The 20,738-nt window shown below is 68.8% G+C and carries 18 protein-coding genes; 8 read left to right on the top strand and 10 right to left on the bottom strand.

What is annotated here, in order from left to right:
* The 7 genes from PM1_RS20510 (at position 1) to PM1_RS20540 (ending at position 9,958) form a co-directional block, all read left to right on the top strand.
* Complete coding sequence (locus PM1_RS20510) at positions 1–876, top strand: SDR family oxidoreductase (protein ID WP_009621515.1); 876 nt, start codon at positions 1–3, stop codon at positions 874–876.
* Between the two features lie 3 nt (positions 877–879).
* Positions 880–2,496, top strand: coding sequence for a geranyl-CoA carboxylase subunit beta (gene atuC / locus PM1_RS20515; RefSeq protein WP_009621500.1), 1,617 nt, complete (start codon positions 880–882; stop codon positions 2,494–2,496).
* Between the two features lie 162 nt (positions 2,497–2,658).
* Positions 2,659–3,819, top strand: coding sequence for a citronellyl-CoA dehydrogenase (atuD, locus tag PM1_RS20520; protein WP_009621499.1), 1,161 nt, complete (start codon positions 2,659–2,661; stop codon positions 3,817–3,819).
* 128 nt (positions 3,820–3,947) lie between these two features.
* Positions 3,948–4,745 carry an isohexenylglutaconyl-CoA hydratase gene (gene atuE / locus PM1_RS20525; RefSeq protein ID WP_009621497.1) on the top strand — a complete coding sequence of 266 codons (798 nt, stop codon included), beginning with the start codon at positions 3,948–3,950 and terminating at the stop codon, positions 4,743–4,745.
* A gap of 62 nt (positions 4,746–4,807) precedes the next feature.
* Positions 4,808–6,796: a geranyl-CoA carboxylase subunit apha gene (gene atuF, locus PM1_RS20530; protein ID WP_009621495.1), complete on the top strand. Its 1,989-nt coding sequence runs from the start codon at positions 4,808–4,810 to the stop codon at positions 6,794–6,796.
* Positions 6,797–7,133: 337 nt separating this feature from the next.
* Positions 7,134–7,955 carry an SDR family oxidoreductase gene (locus tag PM1_RS20535; protein ID WP_009621492.1) on the top strand — a complete coding sequence of 274 codons (822 nt, stop codon included), beginning with the start codon at positions 7,134–7,136 and terminating at the stop codon, positions 7,953–7,955.
* 176 nt (positions 7,956–8,131) lie between these two features.
* Positions 8,132–9,958 carry a long-chain-acyl-CoA synthetase gene (locus tag PM1_RS20540; RefSeq protein ID WP_009621487.1) on the top strand — a complete coding sequence of 609 codons (1,827 nt, stop codon included), beginning with the start codon at positions 8,132–8,134 and terminating at the stop codon, positions 9,956–9,958.
* A 313-nt stretch (positions 9,959–10,271) separates the two neighbouring features.
* On the opposite strand, the gene PM1_RS20545 is transcribed toward PM1_RS20540, so the two are convergent.
* The 9 genes from PM1_RS20545 to PM1_RS20585 form a co-directional block, all read right to left on the bottom strand.
* Positions 10,272–10,799 (bottom strand): hypothetical protein, encoded by a 528-nt coding sequence (locus PM1_RS20545; protein WP_052059051.1) that lies wholly within the window; start codon positions 10,797–10,799, stop codon positions 10,272–10,274.
* A gap of 108 nt (positions 10,800–10,907) precedes the next feature.
* Positions 10,908–11,540, bottom strand: coding sequence for a hypothetical protein (locus PM1_RS20550; RefSeq protein WP_024128793.1), 633 nt, complete (start codon positions 11,538–11,540; stop codon positions 10,908–10,910).
* Positions 11,537–12,121 (bottom strand): RNA polymerase sigma factor, encoded by a 585-nt coding sequence (locus PM1_RS20555; protein WP_009621481.1) that lies wholly within the window; start codon positions 12,119–12,121, stop codon positions 11,537–11,539. The genes PM1_RS20550 and PM1_RS20555 overlap by 4 nt, the downstream gene beginning before the upstream one ends.
* 1 nt (position 12,122) lies before the next feature.
* Complete coding sequence (locus PM1_RS20560; RefSeq protein ID WP_009621479.1) at positions 12,123–13,787, bottom strand: vWA domain-containing protein; 1,665 nt, start codon at positions 13,785–13,787, stop codon at positions 12,123–12,125.
* An 89-nt stretch (positions 13,788–13,876) separates the two neighbouring features.
* Positions 13,877–15,316, bottom strand: a complete 1,440-nt coding sequence (locus tag PM1_RS20565) for an aminotransferase-like domain-containing protein (protein WP_009621477.1) — start codon at positions 15,314–15,316, stop codon at positions 13,877–13,879.
* 129 nt (positions 15,317–15,445) lie between these two features.
* A complete protein-coding gene (locus PM1_RS20570) occupies positions 15,446–16,081 on the bottom strand; it encodes a response regulator transcription factor (RefSeq protein ID WP_009621475.1) in 636 nt (211 codons plus the stop codon).
* A gap of 141 nt (positions 16,082–16,222) precedes the next feature.
* Entirely contained in the window at positions 16,223–17,035 is an 813-nt protein-coding gene (locus PM1_RS20575; RefSeq protein WP_009621473.1) for an OmpA family protein, read from the bottom strand.
* Positions 17,032–17,373: a DUF4398 domain-containing protein gene (locus tag PM1_RS20580; RefSeq protein WP_009621471.1), complete on the bottom strand. Its 342-nt coding sequence runs from the start codon at positions 17,371–17,373 to the stop codon at positions 17,032–17,034. Before PM1_RS20580 ends, PM1_RS20575 begins: the two co-directional genes overlap by 4 nt.
* Positions 17,374–17,398: 25 nt before the next feature.
* The gene (locus tag PM1_RS20585) at positions 17,399–18,217 is read right to left on the bottom strand and encodes a substrate-binding periplasmic protein (protein WP_009621470.1); all 819 of its coding nucleotides are present in this window, start codon (positions 18,215–18,217) and stop codon (positions 17,399–17,401) included.
* Positions 18,218–18,429: 212 nt separating this feature from the next.
* On the opposite strand from PM1_RS20585, the gene PM1_RS20590 reads away from it, so the two are divergent.
* Positions 18,430–19,380, top strand: coding sequence for an alpha/beta fold hydrolase (locus PM1_RS20590; protein WP_009621468.1), 951 nt, complete (start codon positions 18,430–18,432; stop codon positions 19,378–19,380).
* 58 nt (positions 19,381–19,438) lie between these two features.
* Here PM1_RS20590 and fabV read toward each other — a convergent pair whose 3' ends face one another.
* A complete protein-coding gene (gene fabV / locus PM1_RS20595; RefSeq protein ID WP_009621466.1) occupies positions 19,439–20,635 on the bottom strand; it encodes an enoyl-ACP reductase FabV in 1,197 nt (398 codons plus the stop codon).
* Positions 20,636–20,738 lie beyond the last annotated feature (103 nt).

Genomic DNA, 20,738 nt, shown 5'->3' on the forward strand with positions numbered 1-20,738 from the left:
ATGGCATACGACTCGATCTTCAAGCCCGGCCTGTTCGCCGGCCAGACTGTAATCGTCACCGGCGGCGGCAGCGGCATCGGCCGCTGCACCGCCCATGAGCTGGCAGCCCTGGGCGCCCATGTGGTGCTGGTCGGGCGCAAGGCCGAGAAGCTGGAGAAGACCGCCGGCGAAATCGTCGAGGACGGCGGCAGCGCCAGCTGGCACAGCTGCGACATCCGCGACGAGGAGGCGGTGAAGGCGCTGGTGGCGCAGGTGCTCGTCGAGCGCGGGCCGATCCACCACCTGGTCAACAACGCCGGCGGCCAGTACCCCGCGCCGCTGGCCTCGATCAACCTCAAGGGCTTCGAGGCGGTGGTGCGCACCAACCTGGTGGGCGGCTTCCTGATGGCCCGCGAAGTGTTCAACCAGAGCATGAGCAAGACCGGCGGCAGCATCGTCAACATGCTCGCCGACATGTGGGGCGGCATGCCCGGCATGGGCCACTCCGGCGCCGCCCGCGCCGGCATGGAGAACTTCACCAAGACCGCCGCCGTCGAGTGGGGCCACGCCGGGGTGCGGGTCAACGCCGTGGCGCCGGGCTGGATCGCCTCCAGCGGCATGGACACTTACGAGGGCGCGTTCAAGGCGGTGATCCCGACCCTGCGCGAGCACGTGCCACTCAAGCGCATCGGCACCGAGTCGGAAGTGGCCTCCGCCATCGTCTTCCTGCTCTCCCCCGGCGCCGCCTTCATCAGCGGCAACACCATCCGCATCGACGGCGCCGCCAGCCAGGGCAGCCGCGCCTTCCCGCTGAGCAAGGCCAAGCCCGGGCAGAGCCGCTCCTACAACGGCTTCCACCGCGCCTACCTGCCCGACGTGCTGAAGGGCCAGGAGTAAGCCATGCCGCTGATCCAGTCGGAAATCGACACCCAGGGCGAGGACTTCGCCCGCAACCGCGAGGCCATGCTGGCCGCCGTGGCGAGCTTCCGCGAGGTCGAGCAGAAGGTGCTGGACAAGGCCGCCGAGGCCAAGCCGAAGTTCGACAAGCGCGGCCAACTGCTGCCGCGCGAGCGCCTGAACCTGTTGCTCGACCCCGGCGCGCCCTTCCTCGAACTCTGCTCCCTGGCCGGCTATAAGTTGCACGACGACAAGGACGGCACCCAGGCCGGCGGCGGCATCATCTCCGGCATCGGCTACGTGGCCGGGGTGCGCTGCCTGGTCAGCGCCAGCAACAGCGCGATCAAGGGCGGCACCATCTCGCCCACCGGGCTGAAGAAGACCCTGCGCCTGCAACAGGTGGCGCTGGAGAACAAACTGCCGCTGGTGGCCCTGACCGAGAGCGGCGGCGCCAACCTCAACTACGCGGCGGAAATCTTCGTCGAGGGCGCCCGCGGCTTCGCCAACCAGGCGCGGCTGTCGGCGGCCGGCATTCCGCAAGTCACGATCGTGCACGGCTCCAGCACCGCCGGCGGCGCCTACCAGCCGGGGCTGTCGGACTACGTGGTGGTGGTGCGCGGCAAGGCCAAGATGTTCCTCGCCGGCCCGCCGCTGCTCAAGGCCGCCACCGGCGAGGTGGCCACGGACGAGGAACTGGGCGGCGCCGAGCTGCACGCCCAGGTCGCCGGCACCGCCGAGTACCTGGCCGAGAACGACGCCGACGGCGTGCGCCTGGCCCGCGAGATTCTCGCCGCGCTGCCGTGGAACGCCCAGCTGCCGGCGCGCCCGGCCAGGCAATGGGACGAGCCGCTGTACCCGGCCGAAGAGCTTCTCGGGGTGGTCCCGGCGGACGCCCGCAAGCCCTACGACGTGCGCGAGATCATCGCGCGCATCGCCGACGGTTCGCGCTTCCTCGCCTTCAAGAACGAGTTCGACGCCCAGACCGTCTGCGGCCACCTGCACATCGAGGGCCACGCCTGCGGCCTGATCGGCAACAACGGTCCGATCACCCCGCAGGGCGCGGCCAAGGCGGCGCAGTTCATCCAGCTGTGCGAGCAGAGCAACACGCCGATCCTGTTCCTGCACAACACCACCGGCTTCATGGTCGGCACCGAGTCCGAGCGCCTGGGCGTGATCAAGCACGGCTCGAAGATGATCCAGGCGGTGGCCAACGCCAGCGTGCCCAAGCTCACCCTGGTGGTCGGCGGCTCCTACGGCGCCGGCAACTACGCCATGTGCGGCCGCGGCCTGGACCCGCGCTTCATCTTCGCCTGGCCCAACAGCCGCACCGCGGTGATGGGCGGCGCCCAGGCCGGCAAGGTGCTGCGCATCGTCACCGAGGAAAAGCACGCCAAGGAGGGCAAGGAGGCCGACGCGAAGATGCTCGACATGCTCGAACAGGTGACCGCGCAGAAGCTCGACGCCCAGTCCACCGCGCTCTACGGCACCGCCAGCCTGTGGGACGACGGGCTGATCGACCCGCGCGACAGCCGCCGGCTGCTGGGCTATCTGCTGGATATCTGCGCAGAGGCGGCGGTACGGCCGCTCAAGGGCAACAGTTTCGGGGTAGCGAGGTTCTGACCTGATACAGGCTCCCTCTCCCTGAAGGGAGAGGGAGCCAAAGCAACCCGGCATGCAACGGACCACCCGGCCACTCCGGACAGCCCCCTCTCCCTTCAGGGAGAGGGTTGGGGAGAGGGCCAGAGGTGGGGAACCAGACAAGGCTCAAGGAGTACAACAAAAATGCTCTTCACCCAGGAACACGAAGAACTCCGCCGCACCGTCCGCAACTTCGTCGACAAGGAGATCAATCCCTACGTCGACCAGTGGGAGAAGGACGGCCGCTTCCCCATCCACGAAGTGTTCAGGAAGGCCGGCGCCCTCGGCCTGCTGGGCATCTCCAAGCCGGAGAAGTTCGGCGGCATGGGCCTGGACTACAGCTACTCGGTGGTCGCCGCCGAGGAGTTCGGCACCATCCACTGCGGCGGCGTGCCCATGTCCATCGGCGTGCAGACCGACATGTGTACCCCGGCCCTCGCCCGCTTCGGCTCCGACGAACTGCGCGAGGAGTTCCTGCGCCCGGCCATCGCCGGCGAGATGGTCGGCTGCATCGGCGTCTCCGAGGTCGGCGCCGGTTCCGACGTGGCCGGGCTGAAGACCACCGCGCGCAAGGACGGCGACGACTACGTCATCAACGGCAGCAAGATGTGGATCACCAACTCGCCGTCGGCCGACTTCATCTGCCTGCTGGCCAACACCTCCGACGACAAGCCCCACGTCAACAAGTCGCTGATCATGGTGCCGATGAAGAGCAAGGGCATCAGCGTCAGCCCGCACCTGGACAAGCTTGGCATGCGCAGCTCGGAGACCGCCCAGGTGTTCTTCGACGACGTGCGCGTGCCGCAGCGCAACCGCATCGGCGCCGAGGGCGCGGGCTTCATGATGCAGATGCTGCAGTTCCAGGAGGAACGCCTGTTCGGCGCGGCCAGCGGGATCAAGGGCATGGAGTACTGCGTCAACGCCACCATCGACTACTGCAAGGAGCGCAAGACCTTCGGCCAGGCGCTGATCGACAACCAGGTCATCCACTTCCGCATGGCCGAGCTGATGACCGAGATCGAGTGCCTGCGCGCCCTCACCTACCAGGCCACCGAGCAGTACATCCGCGGCAGGGACGTGACCCGCCTGGCCTCCATGGCCAAGCTCAAGGTTGGCCGCCTGGCCCGCGAGGTCACCGACGCCTGCCTGCAGTACTGGGGCGGCCAGGGCTTCATGTGGGAGAACCCGATCTCCCGCGCCTACCGCGACACCCGCCTGGTGTCCATTGGCGGCGGCGCCGACGAGATCATGCTCGGCATCATCTGCAAGCTGATGGGCACCCTGCCGGGCAAGAGGAAGGGGTGAGAGCGGCTGCAGGCGGCAGGCTACAGGCGGCAGGCGGCAGGCGATGCGTCGCCCTGGCCTGAAGCCTGAAGCCTGAAGCCTGAAGCCTGAAGCCTGAAGCCTGAAGCGATCGTATGAGGATTTGCGGCATGAGCGAATTGCCGAACTGCGAAACCCTGCTGCTGGAACGCGATGGCGGCGTGCTGCACGTCACCCTCGACCGCCCGGACAGCCGTAACGCCATGAGCCTGGCCATGGTCGGCGAACTGCGCGCGGTGCTGGCCGCGGTGCGCGATGAACGCGAAGTGCGCACCATCGTCCTGCGCGGCGCCGGCGGGCACTTCTGCGCCGGCGGCGACATCAAGGACATGGCCGGCGCCCGCGCCGCCGGCCCGGACGCCTACGCCGCGCTGAACCGCGCCTTCGGCGGCCTGCTGGAAGAGGCCCAGGCGCAGCCGCAGGTGCTGGTCGCCGTGCTGGAAGGCGCGGTGCTCGGCGGCGGCTTCGGCCTGGCCTGCGTGTCGGACATCGCCATCGCCGCCGACGGCGCCCAGTTCGGCCTGCCGGAAACCAGCCTGGGCATCCTGCCGGCGCAGATCGCCCCCTTCGTGGTCAAGCGCATCGGCCTGACCCAGGCCCGCCGCCTGGCGCTCACTGCCGCCCGCTTCGACGGCCGCGAGGCGCTGCGCCTGGGCCTGGTGCACTTCAGCGAGGCCAGCGCCGATGCGCTCGGCCAGCGCCTGGCGGAAACCCTGGAGCAGGTGCGCCGCTGCGCCCCCGGCGCCAACGCGCAGACCAAGGCGCTGCTGCTGGCCACCGAGACCGAGGCCCTGGGGCCGCTGCTGGACGAGGCCGCAAAACAGTTCGCCGCCGCCGTGACCGGCGCGGAAGGCGCCGAAGGCACCTTGGCCTTCGTGCAGAAACGCAAACCCAACTGGGCACAGTAGTCGCCGGATTCCCGCGCACGCGGGTACCCACGACCAACACCCAAGCCAGCAGGAGCACATCCATGCCCAGCTTCGACAAGATCCTCATCGCCAACCGCGGCGAGATCGCCTGCCGGGTGATCCGCACCGCCCAGGCCCTGGGCTACCGCACGGTGGCGGTGTACAGCGAGGCCGACGCCGAGGCGCGCCACGTGCAGCTGGCCGACGAGGCCGTGTGCATCGGCCCCGCGCCGGTCGGCCAGTCCTACCTGAAGGCCGCCGCCATCCTCGACGCCGCGCGGCGCACAGGCGCCGGCGCCGTGCACCCGGGCTACGGCTTCCTCTCGGAGAACGCCGGATTCGCCCGCGCCTGCGAGGCCGCCGGCATCGTCTTCATCGGCCCCGGCGTGGAAGCCATCCACCTGATGGGCAGCAAGCGCCTGTCCAAGCTGGCCATGCTCGAAGCCGGCGTGCCCTGCATCCCCGGCTACGAAGGCGCCGAGCAGGACGACGCCACCCTGGCCCGCGAGGCCGAGCGCATCGGCTACCCGCTGATGATCAAGGCCAGCGCCGGCGGCGGCGGCCGCGGCATGCGCCTGGTGCAGGCGGCCGACGAGCTGGCCGCGCAACTGCGCACCGCGCGCTCCGAAGCGCTGAACGCCTTCGGCAGCGACGAGCTGATCCTGGAAAAGGCGGTGATCCGCCCGCGCCACGTGGAAATCCAGGTGTTCGGCGACAGCCACGGCAACCTCGTCTACCTCGGCGAGCGCGACTGCTCGGTGCAGCGCCGCCACCAGAAGGTCATCGAGGAAGCGCCCTGCCCGGTGCTCGGCGCCGAACTGCGCCAGGCCATGGGCGAGGCGGCGGTGAAGGCGGCGGCGCGGGTGAACTACGTCGGCGCCGGCACCGTGGAGTTCCTGCTGGACGCCAGCGGCGCCTTCTACTTCCTGGAGATGAACACCCGCCTGCAGGTCGAGCACCCGGTCACCGAGCTGGTCACCGGCCAGGACCTGGTGGCCTGGCAGATCCGCGTGGCCGAGGGCCAGCCGCTGCCGCTGAAGCAGGAGGAAATCCCGCTGCGCGGCCATGCCATCGAGGTGCGCCTGTACGCCGAGGACGCCGCCAGCGGATTCCTGCCGCAGACCGGCGAAGTGCTGCGCTGGGAGCCGCCGCTGCTGGACGGCATCCGCATCGACCACGGCCTGGTGGAAGGCCAGGCGGTGACGCCCTTCTACGACCCCATGCTGGCCAAGGTGATCGCCTACGGCGCCACCCGCGACGAGGCCCGGCGCAAGCTCGTGCGCGCCGTGGAGGACTGCGTGCTGCTCGGGGTGAAGGCCAACCAGCGCTTCCTCGCCAACCTGCTCCGGCACCCCGAATTCGCCGCCGGCAACGCCACCACGGCGTTCATCGCCGAACACTTCGCCGACGACCCCAGCCTGCGCCCGCAAGCGCCGCAGCCCGCAGAACTGGCCCTGGCCGCCGCCCTGCTCTACCAGGCCTCGGCCAGCGCCCGCGCGCACCAGGGCGGCCTGGCCGGCTGGCGCAACGCCGGCAGCCTACCCTGGCGCTACCAGTTGCACGACGGCGAGCAGAAGCACGCGGTGGAACTGGACGTGCTGGAGCCCGGCGCGCAGCCCAAGCTGCTGGCCTACATCGGCGAATCGGTGGTGGCGCTGAGCCTGATCGCCATCGACGAGCGCTGGGTGGTCGCCGAGGTCAACGGCATCCGCCGACGCATCGCCCACCATACCCAGGGCGAACGCGTCTGGCTGTATGGCGCCGACGGCAACCTGGAACTGCGCGACGTCACCCACGAGCCCGCCGGCGCCCAGGGCGGCGCGGCGTCGGGTACAGTCAAGGCGCCGATGGACGGCGCCATCGTCGACGTGCTGGTCAGCGAAGGCGCGCGGGTCAGCAAGGGCCAGCTGCTGCTCGTGCTGGAGGCGATGAAGATGGAACATCCGCTCAAGGCCGGGGTCGACGGCATTATCCGCCGCATCCAGGTGAGCAAGGGCGAACAGGTCAAGAGCCGCCAGTTGCTGGTGGAGGTGGAGGCCGAAGACGCCTGAAACGCTTTTCGTAGGAGCGAGCTTGCTCGCGAAGGGGGTTCTGCTGGTGGCTTCGGTGCTGGGCCTGAAGAGCGCCCTCTCCCTAACCCTCTCCCTGAAGGGAGAGGGGACCGTTGGGCAGATGCTGATAGTTCGACGTTAGCCGGCTAGCACAGTGATTACCGACTGAAACCATACCTTCTCTCGGCACGAACAAGCCCCCTCTCCCTTCAGAGAGAGGGCTGGGGAGAGGGTACGGAGTCCACCGAAAACACCGCAGCTACCGGGAAACCCCATTCGCGAGCAAGCTCGCTCCTACAAGTGCAGTCCGAACACAACAAGAACACGGAGCCAAACCATGTCCCTGAACGCCAAGACCCTCTTCATCACCGGCGCCAGCCGCGGCATCGGTCGCGAGATCGCCCTGCGCGCCGCGCGCGACGGCGCCAACGTCGTGATCGCGGCGAAAAGCGCCGACCCCCATCCGAAGCTCGCCGGCACCATCTTCAGCGTCGCCGAGGAAGTCGAGGCCGCCGGCGGCAAGGCCCTGGCCCTGCAGCTGGACGTGCGCGACGAGAACGCCGTGCGCGAGGCCATGGCCCGCGCCGCCGAGCACTTCGGCGGCATCGATGCACTGGTCAACAACGCCGGCGCCATCAAGCTGGTGGGCGTGGAGCGCCTGGAGCCCAAGCGCTTCGACCTGATGTACCAGATCAACACCCGCGCGGTGATGGTCTGCAGCCAGGCCGCCCTGCCCTACCTGAAGCAGAGCCAGGGCCACATCCTCAGCCTGTCGCCGCCGCTGAACCTGGCCGAAAAATGGTTCGCCCAGCACGGCCCCTACACGGTCACCAAGTACGGCATGAGCATGCTCACCCTCGGCATGCACCAGGAGTTCGGGAAGTACGGCATCAGCGTCAACGCCCTGTGGCCGAAGACCATGATCGCCACCGCCGCCATCGAGTTCGAACTGGGCAGCCGCGACGCCTTCAAGCGCGCCCGCACGCCGGCGATCATGGCCGACGCCGCCCACGCCATCCTAAGCAGCACGGGCCGCAGCATCAGCGGGCGCCTGCTGATCGACGAGGAAATCCTCCGCGAACAGGGCCAGACCGACTTCGAGCAATATCGCTTCGATCCGCAAGGCGGGCCGCTGGTGCCGGATCTGTTTCTGGACTAAAGGCTGGAGGCGTCGCAGCTTTTGACTTCCAGCTTCCGGCTTCAAGCTTCCAGCTCCCCCTTGACCCAACTGCCCCCCGCAAAACGCGCCAGAGTCATAGCCCCAGCCTCGCCGGCGTCCTAGAGTCGAACGGGCGTGCACACGCCAGACAACAATGACAACAAGGGCCCGCGTCAATGAGCCATGCCGACCTGATCACCCCCACCCGCTTCATCGCCCACCTGCCCGCCACCCTCGGGCGCGTGCCGCGCATGCTGCGCGGGCTCTACTACACCGGCATCCGCAACCGCGAGAAGAACCTGTCCCTGGGCTGGGCCCTGGAGCGCGCGGCGCGCCTGTACCCGGACGCCCCGGCCCTGCTGGAGGGCCAGCGGCGCCTGTCCTATGCCCTGTTCAACGGCTGGGCCAACCGCCTGGCGCGTAGCTTCCAGGCCGAAGGCGTGAAGCACGGCAGCGTGGTCGCGGTGATGCTGGAGAACCGCGCCGAACTGCTGGTGACCCTCGCAGCCCTGGCCAAGCTCGGCGCCGTGGGCGCGCTGATCAACACCACCCAGCGCGGCCAGGTGCTGGCCCACAGCCTGAACCTGGTCAGCCCCGGCCACTTCGTGGTCGGCGAGGAACTGCGCGAGGCCTTCGACGAAGTCCGCGCCAACCTGCAAGGCGGCGCCGAACGCCTGTACTGGGTGGCCGACGACGACACCCTGCGCGACCCCGGCCAGGCCCCGGCGGGCTGGGCCAACCTGATGCGCCTGGCCCAGGCCCAAAGCTCCGACAACCTGGCTGAAACCGCCCAGGTGCGCCTGAAGGACGCCTGCTTCTACATCTACACCTCCGGCACCACCGGCCTGCCGAAGGCCTCGATCATGAGCCACGGGCGCTGGATCAAGGCCTACGGCGGCTTCGGCCACTCCGGCCTGGGCCTGGGCCGCGAAGACGTGCTCTACCTGACCCTGCCCTGCTACCACAACAACGCCGTCACCGTGTGCTGGAGCGCGGTGCTGGCCGGCGGCGCGGCCATCGCCCTGCGCCGCAAGTTCTCCGCCAAGGCCTTCTGGAAGGACGTGCGCCATTACAACGCGACCTGTTTCGGCTATATCGGCGAACTGTGCCGCTACCTGCTCAACCAGCCGCCCTGCGAGGAAGAGCGCGACAACAGCCTGACCTGCATGATCGGCAACGGCCTGCGCCCGTCCATCTGGGGCGAGTTCAAGGCGCGCTTCGGCATCGAGCGCATCACCGAGTTCTACGCCGCCAGCGAAGGCAACATCGGCTTCACCAACGTCTTCAACTTCGACAATACCGTGGGCTTCTCCCCGGCCACCTACGCCATCGTCCGCTACGACCTGGAGAACGACCGCCCGCTGCGCGACGCCAAGGGCTTCATGGAGAAGGTCGGCAAGGGCGAATCGGGCCTGCTGATCAGCGAGATCAGCGACAAGTGGCCGTTCGACGGCTACACCGACCCGGCCAAGACCCAGGCGGTGATCTACCGCGACGTGTTCAAGCGGGGCGATGCCTGGTTCAACACCGGCGACCTGATGCGCGACCTGGGCTTCAAGCACACCCAGTTCGTCGACCGCCTGGGCGACACCTTCCGCTGGAAGGGCGAGAACGTCTCCACCACCGAGGTGGAAAACGTCCTCGGCGCCTTCCCCGGCGTGGAAGACGCGGTGGTCTACGGCGTGGAAATCCCCGGCACCGACGGCCGCTGCGGCATGGCCGCGCTACGCCTGGCGCCCGGCCAGGCGCTGGACGGCAAGGCACTGGCCGAACACCTGGATCGCGAACTGCCGGCCTATGCCGTGCCGCTGTTCCTGCGCCTGCTGCAGCAGGTGGAGACCACGGGGACCTTCAAGTACAAGAAGGCGGACCTGAAGAGCGCCGGGTTCGATCCGCGGCAGGTTGGCGAGGCGCTGTTCGTGCGGTTGCCGGGCGAGGTGGATTACCAGCTGCTGGATGAGGGGGTGTTCGGGGCAATCCAGCGCGGGGAACATCGGTTCTGACGGGCTTTTCGTAGGAGCGAGCTTGCTCGCGAACAACCGAGTTAAGCTCGGCTCCGGAGCGATGTCGAAGTCCGTCCCCTCTCCCCAGCCCTCTCCCTGAAGGGAGAGGGGGCTAGTCCGTGCCGAGAGGAGGCCAGGTTTCAGCCAGTAACTTTCAATGCTGCCGGCTGACTCCAGAACATCAGCCTCTGCCCAACGGTCCCCTCTCCCTTCAGGGAGAGGGTTAGGGAGAGGGCGCTCTCCAGGCCCAGCACCAGAACCGCCGGGAAACACCATTCGCGAGCAAACTCGCTCCTACGAAAAGCCCCCCAACTCAATTCCGAAACTGAAACTGCACCTCCGCCCCACGAATCTCCGAATGCCAGCTGTCGTCACTGGGATCGCTGCGCTCCCCGCGCTCCCGCTGGATCAACCGGCCACCCACCTGGAACGGGCTCTCCTTCTCCTCGAACATCGGCGGCAGCAGCGGCTTGTCCATATCCTCGCGCAGGGCGCGGCCCGGCTCCAGGCCGTGCAGCACGTCCCTGGGCAGGCGCAGGTCGAGCTTGGAGGGCGGCAGCGGCTTGTTCACGCTGGGCTCGGCGGCTTTCTTCGGCTTGGCGTCGGCCACCGGCAGGCGCTCGGGGGCCAGGGGCTTGCCCAGTTCCGCCTTGGGCGCGGCCGGCTTCGCGCTGGCGGCGGGCGCCGGCCTGGGCGCGGGTTCGGGCGGCGGGGCCTTTTCCGCCGGGGCGGCAGGCGCCACCGCGGGCGCCTCGGCCTTGGCCGGTGGCGTCTTGTCGGCATCGCCGCAGGCGCTCAGCAACAGCGGCAGGAGGGTCAGCAGAACGAAGCGTCGCAACATCACGGGGCAGGCAAATGGCCAGGGGCGCGCCATCCTCGCCTTAGTTGATCTGTAAGACAAGAGGCTCGGATCAATCCGAAGGCAATTCCGATGGACGCGCTCAGGCTCTCAAGGGCGGGCCTCCAGGCGCCGCAGCTCGGCGTCTATGTCCAAGCGCGGATAACGCCGCTGCAGGTCCTCGCGCAGGCTCGTGGCGGCCGCCTGGTCGCCCTGCCGCCGCAGCTCGGCCAGGCGCCGCAGGCTGGCCTGCGGTTCCGCCGGGGCCGGCTCGGCGCTGCGTTTGGCCATGGGTGCTGCCTCGTCAGCGGCTACCGCGCTTTCCGCCATCTGCTTGCGCTGCTCCAGCTGCGGCGCCGGCGCCGCGGCGGGGGCGGCTGGCGCCGAATACAGCGCCGGGGCGGCCTGGCGGGCGGAGCGGGCCATGGATTCGGCCTTGGGCGCCGGGGCCATGGCCGGCGCGACGGCGTCGTAGCGCGGGGCTTCCTCGAAGGTGCGCAAGGCCAGGCTCAGGCCGATGCCCAGGGTCGCCACCCCGGCCAGGGCCACCGACCAGCGCTGCGGCCGGCCGAACAGCCAGCGGCCCAGGCGCTGCCAGGCGCTCGCGCGCGGCTGCACGGCAGCGCGGGCCGCGGCCAGGATGCGGGCGTCCAGCGGCGCCGGGGGCTGCTCGCCGCCGTGCCGGCGGAAATGCTCGAGCAGCTCGGCTTCCTCGGCGTCCGGCCGCTGCGGATGGCGGGTCATGGGGCTACCTCCTGGGTCGCCGCCGGGTCGGCGAGCAACCGGCGCAGTTTCTGCAACGCGTAGCGCAGGCGGCTCTTCACCGTCTCGGCGGGCGTGCGGGTCAGTTCGGCGATCTCCTGTAGTTCCAGGTCGCCATGGGCGCGCAGCAGGAACACCTCGCGCTGCTCGCCGGGCAATGCCTCCAGGGCCTGCCGCAGGCGCTCGCGGTCGCGGCTCAGGCTCAGTTGCCGCAGCGGGTCCTCGGCCTCGCCGGGCAGCGCCTCGCCGTGCAACTGCTCGTCGAAAGCCTCGTGCTGCGCGCTGCGCCGGCCGTTGCGCCGCCAGTGGTCGATCAACCGGTTGCGGGCGATCCGGTACAGCCAGGTGCGAAAGCTGGCCCGGCCCTCGGGCTCGCTGTCGCTGCGGATCAGGCTCAGCCAGGTTTCCTGGAACACTTCCTCGGCCTGCGCGACGTCGCCGCCCAAGCCGCAGAGGAAGCGGTACAGGCCCAGGCGATGGCGCGCGTAGAGCGTGGCGAAGGCCTCGGCATCGCCTTTGCGGTAGCGCCGCAGCAGCGCGGCGTCGTCTTCGTCCGTGGTCAAGTCAGGGGTTCCGTACCAAGGGGGTTTGCAGGCTGCGCGCCAGCTCGACGAGCTGGAGGAATTCGCCGCGCAGGCCGAACGGGTCCTCGCCGCGCGCGCTTCGGGCCAGGGCCAGAGTATCGCCCAGGTCGAAGCCGCCGGTGTAGCGCGCGCCGTCGAGCTGCTGGGCGAAGGCCGCCACCGCCGCGGCGAAGCGCAGGTCGTCGCTGGCCCGGGCCAGGTCGCCGGCGCCGCTGGCGGCGATTGGGCGTTCGACGAGCTGGCTGGGCCCGCCCTCCGGCTTCTGCCAGCGCACCCGCAGCCAGGCCAGTTCGTCGCCCTTGCCGGCGGGCCTGGCCTCGGCCTGGTAGCGCAGCGGCTCGAGCCAGCCCTTCTGCCCTTTCGGGACGATTTCGTAGAGCGCGGTGACCGTGTGCCCGGCGCCGATCTCGCCGGCGTCGACCTGGTCGTTGTTGAAGTCCTCGCGTTTCAGCGCGCGGTTCTCGTAGCCCAGCAGGCGGTACTCGCTGACCTGCGCGGGGTTGAATTCCAGCTGCAGCTTCACGTTCTTCGCCAGCACCGCGAGGGTCGAGCCGAGCTGTTCCACCAGCACCTTGCGCGCCTCGCGCAGGTTGTCGATGTAGGCGTAATTGCCGTCGCCGGCGTCGGCCAGTTGCTCCATCAGGCGCTCGTTGTAGTTGTCCACACCGAAGCCCAGGGTGGTCAGCGATACCCCGCTGCGGCGCTTCTCGGCGGCCATGGCCTTGAGCGTCTCGAAGTCGCTGACGCCGACGTTGAAGTCGCCGTCGGTGGCCAGCAGGATGCGGTTGATGCCCTTATCGATGAAACCCTGCTGCGCCATGCGGTAGGCCAGCTCGATGCCCGCCGCGCCGGCGGTGGAGCCGCCAGCCTGCAATTGCTCGATGGCGGCGCGGATCTTCGCCTTGTCCTTGCCCGAGGTGGGTTCCAGCACCACCCGCGAGTCGCCGGCATAGACCACCAGGGACACCTTGTCCTGCGGCCGCAGCTGGTCCAGCAGCAGCTTGAGGGTGCCCTTCACCAGCGGCAGGCCCTCGCGGCGGTCCATGGAGCCGGAGACGTCCACCAGGAACACCAGGTTGGCCGGCGGCAGTTGCTCGACGCTGCGCTCGGAAGCCTTGATGCCGATGCGCAGCAGCCGGGTGTGCGGGTTCCATGGCGACGGCGCCAACTCGGTGGTGATGCCGAAGGGGCTGTCGTCGCTGGGCGGCGCGTAGGCATAGGGAAAGTAGTTGAGCATCTCTTCCAGGCGCACCGCGCCCTGGGGCGGCAGGCGGCCCTCGTTGAGCAGGCGGCGGACGTTGGCGTAGCTGCCGGTGTCCACGTCGATGCTGAAGGTCGACACCGGCGCCTCGGCGACGCTGTGCACCGGGTTCTGCGCCAGCTTCTGGTACTGCTCGCGGTCCTGGTCGCGGTAGCCGGCCGGCAGCGGCTCGGGCGCCACCGGCAAGGCGTAGCTTTCCAGCATCGGCGCGGCGGCCGGCATGGCAGCACGGCGGGCCTCGCTCTTGGCGGCCAGGTCGGCGAGCGGCGCCTGTTTCGTCATCGAAGGCTGGGCGGCCTGTTGCTGGGTGGACTGGCCACAACCGCCCACGGCCAGCAGCAGGCCGATGGCGACGGGACGGAAGGCGGAAGCGGGAAGGGACATGACGGCGGCCTCGGTGAAGGAGTCAAACCTTCAGACGAGGCCGTCAGCCAAAACGGGTTAAGCATCAACCCTATTCAACCCCAGGTGTTTCAGGCAGCGATCTGCTCCTCCTGGCACAGCTGGCAGGCCAGCATGCCGAGGGTCATGATCGCCCGCTCCGCCTCGCGGTTCCACGGGATGCCGCAGGTCAGGCGCAGGCAGTTGTTGAACTGCTCGGTGTTGCTGAAGATCAGCCCCGGGGCGATGCTGATGCCCTGCTCCAGCGCGCGCACGTGCAGTTCCTTGGTGTTCACCTTGGCCGGCAGGCTGACCCAGAGGATGAAGCCGCCCTTGGGCCGGGTCATCTGCGTACCTTCGGGGAAGTACTGCTGCACCGCCAGCTGGTAGGCGGTCATGTTCTTGCGGTACTCCTGGCGGATGTAGCGCAGGTGGCGGTCGTAGCCGCCGTTCTCCAGGTAGGCGGCCACGCCCATCTGCGTCACCGTGCATGCCGAGTGGGTGGTGAAGGTCTGCAGGCGGCGGATTTCCTCCTGGTAGCGCTCGGCGATGATCCAGCCGATGCGCACCCCCGGCGAGATGGTCTTGGAGAAGCTCGAGCAGTACACCACCCTGCCCTCGCGGTCGTGGGCCTTGAGTGACTTGGTCTGGCCCTCGTCGAACATCAGCTCGCCGTAGATGTCGTCCTCGATCACCCCGATGTTGTGCTCGGAGGTGAGCTTGAGCAGTTGCTTCTGGCGCTCCTCGGGGATGGTCCCGCCCAGCGGGTTGGACAGCCGCGCGGTCAGCACCAGGGCCTTGATCGGCCACTGGTTGGCGGCCAGCTGCAGGGCTTCCAGGCTGATGCCGGTGAGCGGGTCGCTGGGGATCTCGATGACCTTCAGGCCAAGGATGTCGGCCAGTTGCAGCAGCCCGTAGTAGCTGGGCGACTCGGTGGCGATCAGGTCGCCGGGGCGGGTCATCACCCGCAGCGCCATGTGGATGGCGTCCACGCAGCCGTGGGTAATGGTCACCTGGCTGGGATCGACCACCACGCCGGCGTCGCGCATGCGGATCGCCACCTGGCGGCGCAGCGGCTCGTAGCCGGGGCTGAACATGTAGCTGAAGGCCCGCGGGCTGGAGAAGCGGGTGACCTTGGCCAGTTGCTGGTGCAGCGCGCGCACCGGCAGGTAGTCCACGTGGGGCACCGCCGCGCCCAGGGGGAACACGCCCTCGCGGCGCGACTCGGCCAGCACTTGGTTGATGATGCTGCTGCGGGTCACCAGGCCGGGACGCTCGACCCGCGCGATGTCCGGGGTCGAGGCGGTCAGCGCCGGGGTGTGGTGCACGTAGAAGCCGGACTGCGGGCGCGCGCGGATCAGCCCCTGGTCCTCCAGGGTGGCGTAGGCCTGCAGCACGGTGGCGTGGCTGACGTTGAGCTGGGTGCTCAGCTTGCGTACCGAGGGCACGCGCTCGCCCGGCTGGTAGACGCCGCGGCGGATGTCCTCGGCGAGTTGCTGGGCGATGCGTTGGTACAGAAGCAGATTGCTCATGGCGGCGATCCCTCGGGCATTGGACCGAAACAGTAGCCAAAAACTCGAAACTGTTCCAGAACAGTAGCAGGGAAACATGCCGATACAGCCCGCCGCCGATGATCGGCGCAGGCCGCGCGCCAGAGCGCCTCAGAACTCCCCGAGCCAGTCCAGCATGCTGGCGATCACCAGTTGCGCGTCGTTGGTCACGCCCAGCTTCCTCATGGCGTTGCGCTTGTGGGTGCTGATGGTGGAAACGCTGCGGCTGGTGCGCTCGGCGATCTCGCCGACCGTGGCGCCATGGGACAGGCGGAGCAGAATGTCGATCTCGGTGGGGCTCAGCGGCTGGCCGGTATGGCGCTGCGGGCGCAGGGTGGGGTCGGTGTAGGCCAGCCCCTGACGAATCCGCGTCACCGCCTCGTCCAGTACCGACAACGGGCTGCGCTTGCAGACATAGGCGCTGGCGCCGCACTTGAGCGAGGCCCGCGCCATCAGCGGCGCCCCCGATACCGAGTAGACCAGCACCTTGAGCTGCGGGTAGTTGCGCTGCAGCCATTCGAGCAAGTGCACGCCATCGCGCCCGCGCGAGCCGGGCAAGGCCATCTCGGTGATCAGCAGATCGAGGTCGGGGCGTTCGCTCAACTGGCGCAGCAGCGAATCTGTATCGGTGACCCAGTCCAGCACCTGCACCTGGCTCTGGTCGGCCAGGTAGCGCTGCAACCCCCAGCCGGTCAGCGGCTGGGCATCGGCGACGAGGGCTTTGAGAGTTTCACGTTTGAAGGGCATTGCGGGTTCCTGCTGGCGGACGCCCCGGAGTGGGGTGGTCCCATCGGCATATTTTCGCCAAGGCGACCCTCGAACAGCTTCGAGATGCCACCCTGCCAACAGGTTAGCAGCGCCGGGCCGGCCCGCCCGGCGCCGGGGGGCTCAGCGCTGGGCGCCGAGCTGGCCCTTGTCGTCGGAGAAGACGATTTCCACGCGGCGGTTCTGCGCGCGGCCCAGGGACGAGGCGTTGTCCGCCACCGGATAGGCCTCGCCGAAGCCCTGCACCTGGATGCGCTTGGCGTCCACGCCGAGGTCGGTGAGCACGTCGGCCACCGCCTGGGCGCGGTCCCGGGATAACTGCTGGTTCTCCTGCTCGTCGCCCTGGTTGTCGGTGTAGCCCTCGATGCGGATCACCCGCCGCGGGTTGAGCTGGAGGAACTGCACCAGCTTGAGCACGGTGCGGTTGGCGGCGGGCTTGAGGTCGGACTCGCCGCTGTCGAACAGCACGTCGCCGAGGGTCAGCACCAGGCCGCGTTCGGTCTGGTCGGTGGCCAGGCTGACCATCTGCTCTTCCAGCCACTTGCTCTGCTCCTGCACGCTGGCCAGCTTGGCCTCGCGCAGGGCCAGCTGCAGGCGCTCGCGGTCGAGCTGCTGGCGGGCCAGGCGCTCCTGGTTCAGCGCCAGGTTGCTGCGCTCGCGGGCGATCTCGCTGTAGCGCTGGCTGAGGTAGGCGTACTGCAGCACGTCGTCGTTGCTGCCCCAGTAGCTGGACAGGCGCTCGGCGCGGGCCAGGGACTCGCCGGCGCGGATCACGTCGCGCGGCGCGCTGTGCAGCACGCCGGTGTCGTCCTTGACCGCCTGGAACTCGCTGCGCGCGCGCTCCAGGGACTGCTCGGCGAGCTGCCCGTGGGTGCAGCCCGCCAGGGCCAGGGCGGCGGCGACCAGGCCGCATGGCATCAACCGGCGCGGGCTCATTTCACTTCCCCCAGCTGACGGCGCAGGCGCTGGATGCTCTTGCCCTGCTCGGCCAGTTGCGCGGCGCTCTTGCCGGTCAGCACCTTGGCCTCGGCCAGGCGCGCGTCCAGTTCGGCCTGCTCGGCGAGCTGCCGGGCGCGCTTGTTGGCGGCGCCGGCCAGGGCCTCGCGGGCGGCCTGGTACTTGTCCTCGGCCAGCTTGAACTCGGCCACCTCGTCCGTGGCACCGACCGCCCGGGCCTGGTCCAGGGCCTGTTCGGTGAGACGCATCTGCTCGTTGGGAAGCGGGTCGTTGGCGCATCCCGCCAGGGCGCACAGCAACAGCCCGGGGAGGGTCATGCTTGGCTTGCTCACGAAATCTTCTCTACTGCGTGGGAGAGGCAGCGGACCGCGCTTGCTCGGCCTGCCAGCGCTGCAGGTTGCGCTGCAACAGGCGCTGCGGTACGCCGGCGGCAATCAATTCTGTCATCTTTTCCTGCAGTTGTCCGCGCAGTTCCGGGCCGTAGCAGGGCGAGGCGTGGGCCAGGGTCAGGTACAGCCCTTCGCTGGAGATCGGCGGCTCCAGCGGTTGCAGGCGCTGCTGCAGGCCCAGCCGGGCCGCCGTGGCCAGGCCGGGGAAGCGCTCGTAGAGTACGTAGTCGGTGCGCCCCAGGGCCAGCTTCTGGAAGGCCTGGGCTACGCTGGGCACCTCTTCCAGGGTCAGCTGCTGCTCGGCGAAGTCGTCGAAGGCGGCGCCGAAGCTGTTGTTCACCAGGGTGCCGCCCTTGTGGCCGCGCAGGTCTTCCCAGCGGGCGTAGGGGAAGCCTTCGCCCTTGTGCACCCAGACCACGTTGTCGGTGCTGAGGAAGGCCGGGCGGATGTAGTCCATGATCGCCTCGCGCTCGGGCGTGAGGAAGGCGCCGGCGAGCAGGTCGACGCGGCCCAGGCGCGCCTCTTCCTGGGCGCGGGCCCAGGAGCCGGTGTAGCGCACGCGGATGCTCACGCCCATGGCCTTGCCCAGTTGCTCCAGCAGCTCGGCGCTGGCCCCGACCAGGCGCTCCGGCTGGGCGGGGTCGCGCCAGAGGAACGGCGGGTATTCCGGGTTGCCGCTGGCCACCAGCACCGAACACTGGCTGCTCTGGGCGTGGGCATACAGCGCCAGCAGGCCGACCATGGCCAGCAGGACGCGGCTGCGCCTGATCATGCGCGGTCCTCGCGAACCGGCGAAAGGGAGGGCGATGCGTATGACGACGGCATGCTAGCTTCTGTAAGAAAAAGTTCTGAGCGAAGGGTCAGACTAGGCGAATTCGGACGCCAGTGCAGCATGTCACTGTTCAGGTGGATACGCCAAGCCGGGAACAGTCGCGTTCCCTTCCCGCCCCTCGATTTCCGCTACCCCGGTCACAAGGATCACCGATGAAGAAAGTCCTGCTCGCCCTCGTCCTGCTGCTGGCCGCCGGCGCCGGCGTGCTCTACGCCTTCCCTTCCACCCTGCTGGCCAGCGCCCAGTTCGTCGAGCGCACCCGCGCCGGCCTGGACGAACAGAGCGTGCGTGTCGACGGCCTGGACATCCGCTACTACGAGGGCGGCCCGCGCGAGGCCGAGACCGTCCTGCTGGTCCACGGCTTCGGCGCCGACAAGGACAACTGGCCGCGCTTCGCCCGCTACCTGACCTCGCGCTACCACGTGCTCATCCCCGACCTGCCCGGCTTCGGCGAAAGCAGCCAGCCCCAGGCCATCAGCTACGACGTCGGCACCCAGGCCGAGCGCCTGGTGGACTTCGCCAAGGCCCTGGACATCGGCCGCCTGCACCTGGTGGGCAATTCCATGGGCGGGCAGATAGTCGCGCTGATGGCCGCGCGGCATCCGGACATGGCCTTCTCCGTGGGCCTGTTCGACAACGCCGGGATCATGGCCCCGCAACAGAGCGAGCTGTTCAAGCGCCTGCTCGGCGGGCAGCCCAACCCGCTGGTGCTGAGCCGCCCCGAGGACTTTTCCGGGCTGATGGACTTCGTCTTCTACCAGCGCCCGCCGATGCCCGAGCGCCTGCAACTGTACCTGGGCGAGCGCGGCGTACAGCGCAGCCAGCTCAACGCCTACATCTTCGGCCAGCTGCGCGAGCGCTACATCCCGCTGGAGCCGGAGCTGCCGAAGATCACCGCGCCCACCCTGCTGCTGTGGGGCGACCGCGACCGCGTGCTGGACGTTTCCAGCATCGAGGTGATGAAGCCGCTGCTCAGGCATCCCAGCGTGGCCATCCTGCGCGACTGCGGCCACGTGCCGATGATCGAGCGCCCGGAAGAGACCGCCAGCCGCTACCTGGACTTCCTCGAACAGGCCAAGGCCCAGCGCACCGCCATTCGCTGACGCCGGAATGCAGAACCGGCGCCTGGGCGCCGGTTCTGTGCGGAGCGAAGATCAGCGCTTAAAGCTGGATCAGGCCGGGTATCTGCACGTCCGGATTGACGTCCTGCTCATAGTCCACCCCGGCGATCTCGAAGCCGAACAGGCGCAGGAACTCGGTCTTGTAGCCGGTGAAGTCGGTCAGTTGGTACAGGTTCTCGTTGGTCACCTGGTTCCACAGTTCCTTCACCTTGTCCTGCACGTCCGGCTGCAGCTCCTTGTAGTCGGCGCGCAGGCGGCCGTCGACGTCCAGGTGCGGCTGGCTGCCGTAGAGGCTGTCGCGGAACAGGCCGTCGACCTGTTCGATGCAACCCTCGTGGGTGCCCTTCTCCTTCATCACCTTGAACAGCAGCGACAGGTACAGCGGCATCATCGGGATAGCCGAGCTGGCCTGGGTGACCACGGCCTTGAGCACCGACACGCGGGCGTCACCGCCGCTGGCGGCCAGCTTCTCGCGAATGCCCAGGACCTTCTGGTCCAGGTCCTTCTTGGCGGCGCCGATGGAGCCGTTCCAGTACAGGTCGTGGGTGATCTCTTCGCCCAGGTAGGTGAAGGCGGTGGTCTTGGCGCCATCGGCCAGCACGCCGGCTTCCTGCAGCGCGTCCATCCACATCTGCCAGTCTTCGCCCCCCATCACCGCGACGGTGTTGGCGATTTCCTCGGGGGTGGCCGGCTCCATCACGCTTTCCTTGATCACTTCCTTGTCGGTGTCCAGGCCACGGAAGTTGACGGTCTTGCCCACCGGCTTGAGCACCGAGTTGAAGACTTCGCCGGTCTTCGGATGGGTGCGGCGCGGGGCGGCCAGGCTGTAGACCACCAGGTCGACCTTGCCCAGGTCCTTCCTGATGGTTTCGATGGCGACCTTCTTCACCTCGTCGGAGAAGGCGTCGCCGTTGATGCTGCGGGCGTACAGGCCCTTGGCGTGGGCGAACTTCTCGAAGGCCGCCGAGTTGTACCAGCCGGCGGTGCCGGCCTTGGTCTCGCTGCCGGGGCGCTCGAAGAACACGCCCAGGGTGGCGGCGCCGGCGCCGAAGGCGGCGCTGATGCGCGCGGCCAGGCCGTAGCCGGTGGACGAGCCGATCACCAGGACCTTCTTCGGACCGTTGGCGATGGGGCCATGCGCCTCGACGTACTCGATCTGTTCCTTGACGTTGGCTTCGCAGCCGGTCGGATGGGTAGTGACGCAGATGAAGCCACGCACGCGCGGTTTGATGATCATGAAAACCTCGTTTGCCAGGTGCCGTTAGAACAGGTTCAGGTACTGAAGACGTCGCGCATTGTAGATGAGACACCTTCTCTTGGGCGCAACCGGGAGAAGATTC

Origin of the sequence: Pseudomonas sp. M1 (genome assembly GCF_022760135.1) — a bacterium.
Lineage (GTDB): Bacteria > Pseudomonadota > Gammaproteobacteria > Pseudomonadales > Pseudomonadaceae > Pseudomonas > Pseudomonas citronellolis.